Here is an 8,573-nt window from a genome sequence, read left to right as displayed (position 1 = left end):
AGGACATCGCCAGGCTTTAGTTTTATTTTCACTTTTTCGAAAAGTGAAGACAAAAGCGGACACTTGCTTATTAAAGCGAGTGATACCACTGCGGAGTGGTAGTTCAGTTGGTTAGAATACCGGCCTGTCACGCCGGGGGTCGCGGGTTCGAGTCCCGTCCACTCCGCCACTTATATTAAGCCCCAGTCGAAAGACTGGGGCTTTTTCGTTTGGTCGTGTCCCCTAAAAATGCATTTACACATTGAAGGCGAGACAATACGACTTTCTTTACCCTTTTGGCACATGAGTTTCTCAGGAAGATGGGCCTGCTGCCTGCACTTCCAATTACTCCGAGTTTGTATTATGTCCTCGTTGAAAGATTGGTCATTTGAACAATGAGTCTTTATAACACTCGCCCTCAACCGTAGTAGAATGAATAGTCTTCCTCACTGCGCGTTTTGTTAGCGTCTCTCTTAAACAATAATTTTCTACATCTTATTTCTCAAACATTCATTGCTTCCATGTTTAGAGCGGGACCGTCGTTGCGTGGATTACGCAATTTCCCGAAATATAGTGAGGAAGAGATCTAAGTCTTCCGAAAATTAATGCCTTTTAGAAAACTTTGTTTTCTTTGCTGAACTTGCTAGTAGCGATTAACCTAAGAGGAGTTCTTGAGGAGTATGTTTGATGATGCAACAAATAAAAAATGAAACGCTGAAATCTGTATTTAAGCAATGGTCTTCCGAAGAGGGAATTGTGGTCATCAACCCTGCAACTGAGCAAGAGTTAATTCGGTTAAAGCCTAGTACTCTTGATGAGTTAGATGATCTCATTGGTCAGTGCAAAACGGAGCAAGTCCGTTGGGCTAAATTAAGTGCCAAAGAGCGCTCTCGTCGTTTGAGGGGGTGGTATCAACTACTTCTTGATAATGCAGAAGACATAGCCACGATTATTACCTTAGAGCAGGGTAAACCTTTAGCTGAGAGCAAAGGGGAAGTGATGTATGGTGCCTCTTTTGTCGAGTGGTTCTCAGAAGAAGCAAAACGTGCTTATGGCGAAGTTATTCCTGCCCCCACGACAGATAGACGTCTATCTGCAATTCGCCAGCCTGTGGGAGTATGCGCTGCAATTACACCTTGGAACTTCCCTATTGCGATGATTACAAGAAAAGCAGCACCAGCCCTAGCGGCAGGTTGTGGCATGTTGATCAAGCCATCAGAGCTTACCCCTCTCACTGCAATTGCTGTTGTTGAATTAGCTTATCAGGCTGGTATCCCTAAAGAACTGCTTTCTGTCGTGGTGTCGGAGCAGGCTGCTGAGTTTGGTCAAGTACTAAGTACTGATCCTAGGATTCAGAAGATCTCTTTTACGGGGTCTACGCGCGTTGGGAAAATTTTGATGAAGCAAGCCAGTGATTCAGTCAAGGCGGTGTCGATGGAGTTGGGTGGTAATGCGCCTTTCATCGTGTTTGAAGATGCAGACTTAGATGAGGCTGCGGAAGGGCTTGTCGCGTCGAAGTTCCGTAATGCAGGGCAAACATGTGTTTGTACCAATCGGCTATATGTTCATAAAAATGTAAAACAAGCTTTTATTGATAAAGTATTGTCGAAGTTAAGCAAATTAAAGCTTGGAAATGGTTTAGAGAAAGGTGTCACATTAGGTCCTGTTATTACGATGGCCTCTAAGCATCGACTAGAGGCGGTGATCGATCAAGCTGTACAAGAAGGAGCCTCTATTGCTAACTCTCCACAGAGACGGCCTGGTCGCTTTATGGAGCCCGTTCTTTTGGATAGTGTGACGCAGAATATGTCGATTGTTCAGCAAGAGCTATTCGGGCCTGTGTTGCCTATTGTTACCTTTGAAAATGATTATCAAGTTCTCGAAATGGCGAACGATACAGAATATGGTTTGGCTTGCTATTTCTATACGAATAGCTTGAAGCGTATTATGGCTTTTAGTGAAGGTTTAGAGTACGGCATGGTTGGAGTTAATGAAGGGATCATCTCTACTGAAGTGGCTCCATTTGGTGGAGTTAAAGAGTCGGGTGTTGGACGGGAAGGTGCTAAGCAAGGACTCGATGAATATCTGGAGACAAAGTATATTTGTCTTGGTGGTTTAAGCTGATTTCAGAGATGGCCGATTGAATTAAAAAGCTAGGTTTTTACCTGGCTTTTTTTAGTTGAAAGATACACCATTTGCCACGCGCGTTTGTGGTTAATATTTTCTGGTTACTTAGTGAGTCGATAGTTAGCTTGCGGTAAGCGGTTTTTAATAATCAAAGCGCTTATGTTATTTCGTGGGTAGTAGGAGAGAGCTTAGCTTTAAACTAATACAAAAAAGCCGCATCAAGTGATGCGGCTTCTTCTAATATGGCTCCTCCTGCTGGGCTCGAACCAGCGACCTGCGGATTAACAGTCCGTCGCTCTACCAACTGAGCTAAGGAGGAACAAATTTTAATAAGTGGTGCCGACTACCGGAATCGAACTGGTGACCTACTGATTACAAGTCAGTTGCTCTACCTACTGAGCTAAGTCGGCACAATGTCATTAATAAGTTATTAACTTAATAATGAAAATTGGCTCCTCCTGCTGGGCTCGAACCAGCGACCTGCGGATTAACAGTCCGTCGCTCTACCAACTGAGCTAAGGAGGAATTGTCTTTTTAAGAGAATAAATGGTGCCGACTACCGGAATCGAACTGGTGACCTACTGATTACAAGTCAGTTGCTCTACCTACTGAGCTAAGTCGGCACATTTTATTCTTTAACATTGTTCGTGCTAAGCACCAACAATTAATAAATTGTGGTGCCCGGAGGCGGAATCGAACCACCGACACGAGGATTTTCAATCCTCTGCTCTACCGACTGAGCTATCCGGGCGACGAGGTGTATTAAAAGGCTTTTCGGCTTTCAGGTCAACAATAAAATTAAAATAAAATATCGTTTGATGAATTTGTGCTCGGAGTGGGCTGTTTTTATGCGTTTTTAGCAGCAATGCGCCATGCTTTAAGCGATGTTTTAACATTGATAGTGTGTTCACTTGCAAAATAAAGGCGATAAAAACAAAAAAGCACGTCTGAAAACGTGCTTTTTATTGAACAATTGACTTTAAACTAGTGCTTTACTGAGAACTTGTTTACCCAACCTTCTAGCTCATTCGCTAGTGAAGCTAAACTTTGAGTATTTGATTGGCTCTCGGTTACGACAGAGTTGAGTTGGCCTCCGCTTTCCTCGATAAGGTTTATGCGTAGCGCAATATCATCGCTAACCTGCGTCTGCTCAGCGGCAGCAGTAGCGATCTGCTGGCTCATTGTGGTGATAGATTCTAACGCCGTTACAATTTGCTGTAGAGCTTCAGAGGCATTCTTAGACTCTGTAACAGTGCTTTCACTGGTTTCTGCACATATTTCCATTGTGTGAATGGCATTGCGAGAGCCTTCTTGCAGATTGGAGATCATATACTGAATCTCTTTTGTGCTGTCTTGTGTGCGTCCTGCTAGGTTGCGTACCTCATCAGCAACGACTGCGAAGCCTCGGCCTTGTTCTCCAGCACGTGCTGCTTCAATGGCTGCATTGAGTGCCAATAGGTTTGTTTGCTCTGCAATATCACCAATCACATCGAGCACTTTTACAATATTATTTACATCCTGATCTAGATCGGCGACCGCTTTACTCGCAGTATTTAATTGAGAAGTTAAACCTTGAATGTTTTCAACCGTGTTATGAATGAGTTTCTGAGTATGTTGGCTTTGTTTGTCAGCCTCGTCCGTATTGTTTGCGGTGTCGCTTGCTGAATTGGCAACATGGTTGGCTGAAGATGCCATTTCAGTCATCGCAGTGGCAATCATCGCCGTTGATTGCTGCTGAGATACGGTAAGATCGGCAATCGTATTTGATCGAGCCTCTACGGCAAACAACTCTGCGCGCAGTGCATGCATAGACTTCTCTAGGTTTGTCACCATAGTAGCTAGTGATTGACTCATATCTTGCACGGCACGATAGATACTTCCTCTCGGTGCCACAGTATCAAAACTGGTCTGAATGTCTCCTTGAGCGACAGCTTGAACTGCTTTACGCACGTCGTTAGGCTCTCCACCAAGTAGATGAAGCATTTTGCGAATCGAAATGATCAGGCCACTTAGAATACTTCCCGCGATAATCAGACACAGCACAAGCTGCCATTGTGCTGTCGACCAAAAACGTGCGTTAACTTCATTAAAGCCAATACCTGTACCGACAACCCAGCCCCAGTGTGGTGTTTTTTCTGCTATCGAGTGTTTTTCTTCAATGCTGCCATCAGCTTGTTTTTGGCTCCAGGTATATTCAACGATCTGACCTGTTTTGTGCCCCAATACATCTAGAATGAGTTGGCCTACGCTATTACCACTGCCATCTCTAAAGTCATGGAAGCTGGTTCCGTGCAGTTGAGGGTCTAGTGGTGCGGCGATGAACATCATATTTTCATCTGCGACATAAACGTATTCGTTGTCTTTGTAGATATTGTTACGAAGTAGGCGAGTGGCTAATGCTTTCGCTTCGTCTTCCGGCATTTTGCCTTCGATAGCCATCTTTTCTACTTCGGTAAGTATGCTGTACGCACTTTTAAATAGCTCAGTAACTCGAGCTTTGTTATCAAGGTTACTTGCGACGCGAAGTGTCCATAAGCCCGTTGCGGTCAGAGCTAGGAGAGCTAGCAATATGATCGCAGATAATAAATAGGCTTGAGTTTTTAGTTTCATATTTAGCTCACAAATAAAGTGTTATCACTATGCAAGGCATAGCTAAAAGAAGAAATGTAATAACTTGGGCATCTTAGTGAAGATAAATATGCTCGGATACTAATGCGTATTGAAATTACGATGAGGATTAAATTTTTAGCGTGAAATAAGTATTTTTGAAGAAAGGATTTAATGTTCGCTGATGTTTAGAAATGAAGTGCAGATAAATGGGAAAGTGAGAAATGACGTATAAAGCAGATACAAAAAAGCCGCATCAAGTGATGCGGCTTTAAAAGTGGCTCCTCCTGCTGGGCTCGAACCAGCGACCTGCGGATTAACAGTCCGTCGCTCTACCAACTGAGCTAAGGAGGAATTATTCTTTTTTGTGTCTTGCTTATGAAGCAAGTGCACCAGATATGGTGCCTCGAGGCGGAATCGAACCACCGACACGAGGATTTTCAATCCTCTGCTCTACCGACTGAGCTATCGAGGCAAAAGAATGGTGCCGACTACCGGAATCGAACTGGTGACCTACTGATTACAAGTCAGTTGCTCTACCTACTGAGCTAAGTCGGCACTCTGTATTCTTTCTAGAAGAGATTATCTCTTCAGTTTTTAAAATCTCACTTAAGTAAGATTCTAGAAATTGGCTCCTCCTGCTGGGCTCGAACCAGCGACCTGCGGATTAACAGTCCGTCGCTCTACCAACTGAGCTAAGGAGGAACTATTCTTTTTTGTGTCTTGCTTATGAAGCAAGTGCACCAAATATGGTGCCTCGAGGCGGAATCGAACCACCGACACGAGGATTTTCAATCCTCTGCTCTACCGACTGAGCTATCGAGGCAAAAGAATGGTGCCGACTACCGGAATCGAACTGGTGACCTACTGATTACAAGTCAGTTGCTCTACCTACTGAGCTAAGTCGGCACACTTTATTCTTTGTGCTTTTGTCCGTGTTATAACATTTCGTTAAGACACCAACAAATCAAATTGTGGTGCCCGGAGGCGGAATCGAACCACCGACACGAGGATTTTCAATCCTCTGCTCTACCGACTGAGCTATCCGGGCAACGGAGCGCTATTAAACGGATTTTCCCGCGTTGCGTCAACCACTTTTTTTAAATAATTTCAAAAAAGTGGTTGTTCGAACGCTTTTTATTCAACTGTCACTACAAAGTTTGCTTCGAGTTAAATTCCTTTTTGAAATTTGTAACTTTTTCTAGGTAGCGACGCGCTTCTGCGTTCGGGTGTTTCTTGGTTAACGCCCAATAAACTTGGTTGGGTTGCAATGAATTAAGATCTTGCATTGCGCGTTTGCGATCACTGCGATGAAATGTGTTTAAAACTCCTCCAGTACCGCCATTGTAAGCTGAAATCATGCTGTACTCGAGAGAGGTAGGGTGGCGGACTTCTCTTAAATAACGATTTTTTAAGATATAGAAATACGCAGTACCAGTATCTATGTTGTTTTCTGGATTAAACAAATATTCAGGGCTTGGTTGGCCCGAGCGCTTTTTCACGAGTTTGAACACATCTCGTCCCGCGGTTTTAGGTACAACTTGCATTAGGCCATATGCATTTGCCCAACTTACCGCGTATGGGTTGAAACTGCTCTCGGTTTTAATAATGGCGTATATCAAGTCTTCTGGAATGTCGTATTTCTTGGAAGCTCGACGCACGATATCGGCGTATTGGTAGCTGCGTGTTGAAAAGTGGTCTTCAACCATGGGAATTTCGACGTAATACGCTTTCTTGAAATCTACATTTTTGGTTTTTATTTTATTTGCGATGAGGTATTCCGCAAATCGGTTTGCCCGCCAAGACCATTGAATTGGCTTATTGTCTTGGTCGACAACTTGTTTATACAGGAATGGTTGCCCCTCTAACGTGATACCTTTAGAGGAGAATAAGTCGACGTGCGCGGGATCGTCTGGTGTTAATAAGGTGGTGACAATCGCGTCTTTTAGGTGTTTTTGGGGCTCGGTCGGTGATACGGTCTCTATCGTGATCACGCCTTTGCGAAAGTCGACCTCGGCGCGGCTAAGGTAGTTATCGATGTACTTAACGTAATTACTCTTGCCAGCGTACTTGATTTCTTTTTTACCCCAGCGCTTTTGAATATTGCCTGAAAAGCTATTGATTAAGGCATCTAGCGCCGCAGTATCTTTTTCAAATTGTCCTGGTAGCTCAGCTAAGTTATTGGCAAAACGGTTTGTTGGCTCGTAGTTGACGTCATAAATCTTTTCGACGAATTCACGGCTACAGCCTGCCATTAAAAGTGCGGCAGCAATAAAGACAATTTTTTTCATAAGTATCAGAGTTATTGAAGGTAATAGAAAAATGACACCACAAATGGTTGTGATGTCATTGTTTAACTCAAGCGACTTTATTCGCTCGGAGGTGTGTAACCTTCGATATGAACGTCTTTTCCTTCAAAGAGGAAATTTACCATTTCTGTTTCGATCAGTTTGCGGTGTTCTGGATCCATCATGTTGAGTTTCTTCTCGTTGATCAACATGGTTTGTTTGTGTTGCCACTGAGCCCACGCTTCTTTCGAGATGTTGTCGAAAATGCGTTTACCTAGTTCACCAGGGTAAAGTTGAAAGTCTAGACCTTCGCCTTCTTTCTTTAGTCGAGCACAAAATACAGTGCGGCTCATAATGACTCCTTGTATTCAATTAACGAAGTTCGTGGGGTAGCGTTTCCAGCAATAGTTTTACTGGCGCGGCTAAACCGACTTCTTCAGGTTTAGATAAGTTATACCAAAGACCTTTGTTGCCTTCCATTATCACGTCCGGTTGCTTTGATAAATCAATCAAAATTGGCGTGATATCTAGGTGGTAATGGCTGAATGTATGACGAAAGGTAATCAGTGTTTGCTTCTGTTTGATATTGCTGGCTTGAATGCCGCGTTGATCCAGTAGCAATTCAATGTCGCTTTCTGCATCCACATGTTCGGTTTGTGGGAAGCAGAATAAGCCACCCCAAATGCCTGTTTGTGGTCTTTGCTCCAACCACACCTCATGACCATTTTCGGTGTTGTGGTGAAGCATCACGAAACGAGTTTGCTTGATTGGCTTATCTTTCTTCGGTTTTTTGCCCGGGTAGTCGAGCACATTACCTTGTTGCTTTGCCACACACAGATCAGCAACAGGGCAGAGGCTACATTTGGGTTTGCTGCGTGTGCAGACCATTGCGCCCATGTCCATCATTGCCTGGTTATACTTATCTACATCCGTTTGTGGGGTGTGCGTTTCGGCAATTTCCCACAGCTGGTTTTCAACCTTTTTTTGTCCTGGCCATCCTGCAACTGCGAAACAGCGGGATAGGGTGCGCTTCACGTTACCATCAAGAATCGCGTGTGGTTGTTTATACACAGACGATAAAATGGCGGCAGCGGTAGAGCGACCAATCCCCGGTAGGGCGTTCATTTTCTCTATATCAAGAGGAAACTCACCATTGTATGTAGAGGCGACCTCTTGTGCTGCTTTGTGAAGGTTACGGGCTCGGGCGTAGTACCCTAAGCCAGTCCAAAGGTGTAGGACTTCATCTTGCTCAGCATTGGCAAGATCGATCACGGTTGGAAAGCGCTCCAAGAAACGTTGGTAATACGGAATAACCGTAGTGACCTGAGTTTGCTGAAGCATAATTTCAGACAACCAGACACTGTATGCGGTCTTATTTTGTTGCCACGGAAGATCTTTTCTTCCATATGCGTCATACCATTCTAGGATGGCACTGGCGAAAGGTGTCACGACTTGCTCTGTATTCTAGTATTGGTTAGGTGCAAAATTGCACCACATAATGGGCAAGAAGTACAACGGATAAACAGTAGGGATATAAAGAGGTGTGTCGTTGCTTTTGGGTTGCCATAGACC

5 protein-coding genes and 13 tRNA genes are annotated in these 8,573 nt (G+C 44.0%); 2 read left to right on the top strand and 16 right to left on the bottom strand.

The window, feature by feature from the left end:
- Nucleotides 1-92 precede the first annotated feature (92 nt).
- Nucleotides 93-169, top strand: a tRNA-Asp gene (locus KJB35_RS10505).
- 497 nt (nucleotides 170-666) lie between these two features.
- Nucleotides 667-2,103 (top strand): NAD-dependent succinate-semialdehyde dehydrogenase, encoded by a 1,437-nt coding sequence (locus KJB35_RS10500; RefSeq protein ID WP_081007970.1) that lies wholly within the window; start codon nucleotides 667-669, stop codon nucleotides 2,101-2,103.
- A gap of 246 nt (nucleotides 2,104-2,349) precedes the next feature.
- Here KJB35_RS10500 and KJB35_RS10495 read toward each other — a convergent pair.
- From KJB35_RS10495 to mutY, 16 genes are all read right to left on the bottom strand, one after another.
- Nucleotides 2,350-2,425, bottom strand: a tRNA-Asn gene (locus KJB35_RS10495).
- Nucleotides 2,426-2,440: 15 nt separating this feature from the next.
- A tRNA-Thr gene (locus KJB35_RS10490) sits at nucleotides 2,441-2,516 on the bottom strand.
- 39 nt (nucleotides 2,517-2,555) lie between these two features.
- Nucleotides 2,556-2,631 (bottom strand) — tRNA-Asn (locus KJB35_RS10485).
- Nucleotides 2,632-2,653: 22 nt separating this feature from the next.
- Nucleotides 2,654-2,729: transfer RNA gene (locus KJB35_RS10480), tRNA-Thr, on the bottom strand.
- Nucleotides 2,730-2,781: 52 nt separating this feature from the next.
- Nucleotides 2,782-2,857, bottom strand: a tRNA-Phe gene (locus KJB35_RS10475).
- 233 nt (nucleotides 2,858-3,090) lie between these two features.
- Nucleotides 3,091-4,716 carry a methyl-accepting chemotaxis protein gene (locus KJB35_RS10470; RefSeq protein WP_213908006.1) on the bottom strand — a complete coding sequence of 542 codons (1,626 nt, stop codon included), beginning with the start codon at nucleotides 4,714-4,716 and terminating at the stop codon, nucleotides 3,091-3,093.
- 275 nt (nucleotides 4,717-4,991) lie between these two features.
- Nucleotides 4,992-5,067, bottom strand: a tRNA-Asn gene (locus KJB35_RS10465).
- Between the two features lie 45 nt (nucleotides 5,068-5,112).
- A tRNA-Phe gene (locus tag KJB35_RS10460) sits at nucleotides 5,113-5,188 on the bottom strand.
- Between the two features lie 7 nt (nucleotides 5,189-5,195).
- Nucleotides 5,196-5,271 (bottom strand) — tRNA-Thr (locus KJB35_RS10455).
- Nucleotides 5,272-5,342: 71 nt separating this feature from the next.
- Nucleotides 5,343-5,418, bottom strand: a tRNA-Asn gene (locus KJB35_RS10450).
- A 45-nt stretch (nucleotides 5,419-5,463) separates the two neighbouring features.
- Nucleotides 5,464-5,539: transfer RNA gene (locus KJB35_RS10445), tRNA-Phe, on the bottom strand.
- Nucleotides 5,540-5,546: 7 nt separating this feature from the next.
- Nucleotides 5,547-5,622: transfer RNA gene (locus KJB35_RS10440), tRNA-Thr, on the bottom strand.
- A gap of 66 nt (nucleotides 5,623-5,688) precedes the next feature.
- Nucleotides 5,689-5,764, bottom strand: a tRNA-Phe gene (locus KJB35_RS10435).
- Between the two features lie 100 nt (nucleotides 5,765-5,864).
- On the bottom strand, nucleotides 5,865-7,004 hold the full coding sequence (gene mltC / locus KJB35_RS10430; RefSeq protein ID WP_005381001.1) for a membrane-bound lytic murein transglycosylase MltC: 1,140 nt from the start codon (nucleotides 7,002-7,004) through the stop codon (nucleotides 5,865-5,867).
- Between the two features lie 77 nt (nucleotides 7,005-7,081).
- The gene (locus tag KJB35_RS10425; RefSeq protein WP_005381002.1) at nucleotides 7,082-7,354 is read right to left on the bottom strand and encodes an oxidative damage protection protein; all 273 of its coding nucleotides are present in this window, start codon (nucleotides 7,352-7,354) and stop codon (nucleotides 7,082-7,084) included.
- A gap of 19 nt (nucleotides 7,355-7,373) precedes the next feature.
- Nucleotides 7,374-8,450 (bottom strand): A/G-specific adenine glycosylase, encoded by a 1,077-nt coding sequence (gene mutY, locus KJB35_RS10420; RefSeq protein WP_017635575.1) that lies wholly within the window; start codon nucleotides 8,448-8,450, stop codon nucleotides 7,374-7,376.
- Nucleotides 8,451-8,573 lie beyond the last annotated feature (123 nt).

This window comes from Vibrio sp. D431a (assembly GCF_030248655.1).
Lineage (GTDB): Bacteria > Pseudomonadota > Gammaproteobacteria > Enterobacterales > Vibrionaceae > Vibrio > Vibrio alginolyticus.
Note: the sequence above shows the minus strand (reverse complement) of the source record. Positions and strands in the feature narration are given on the sequence as shown.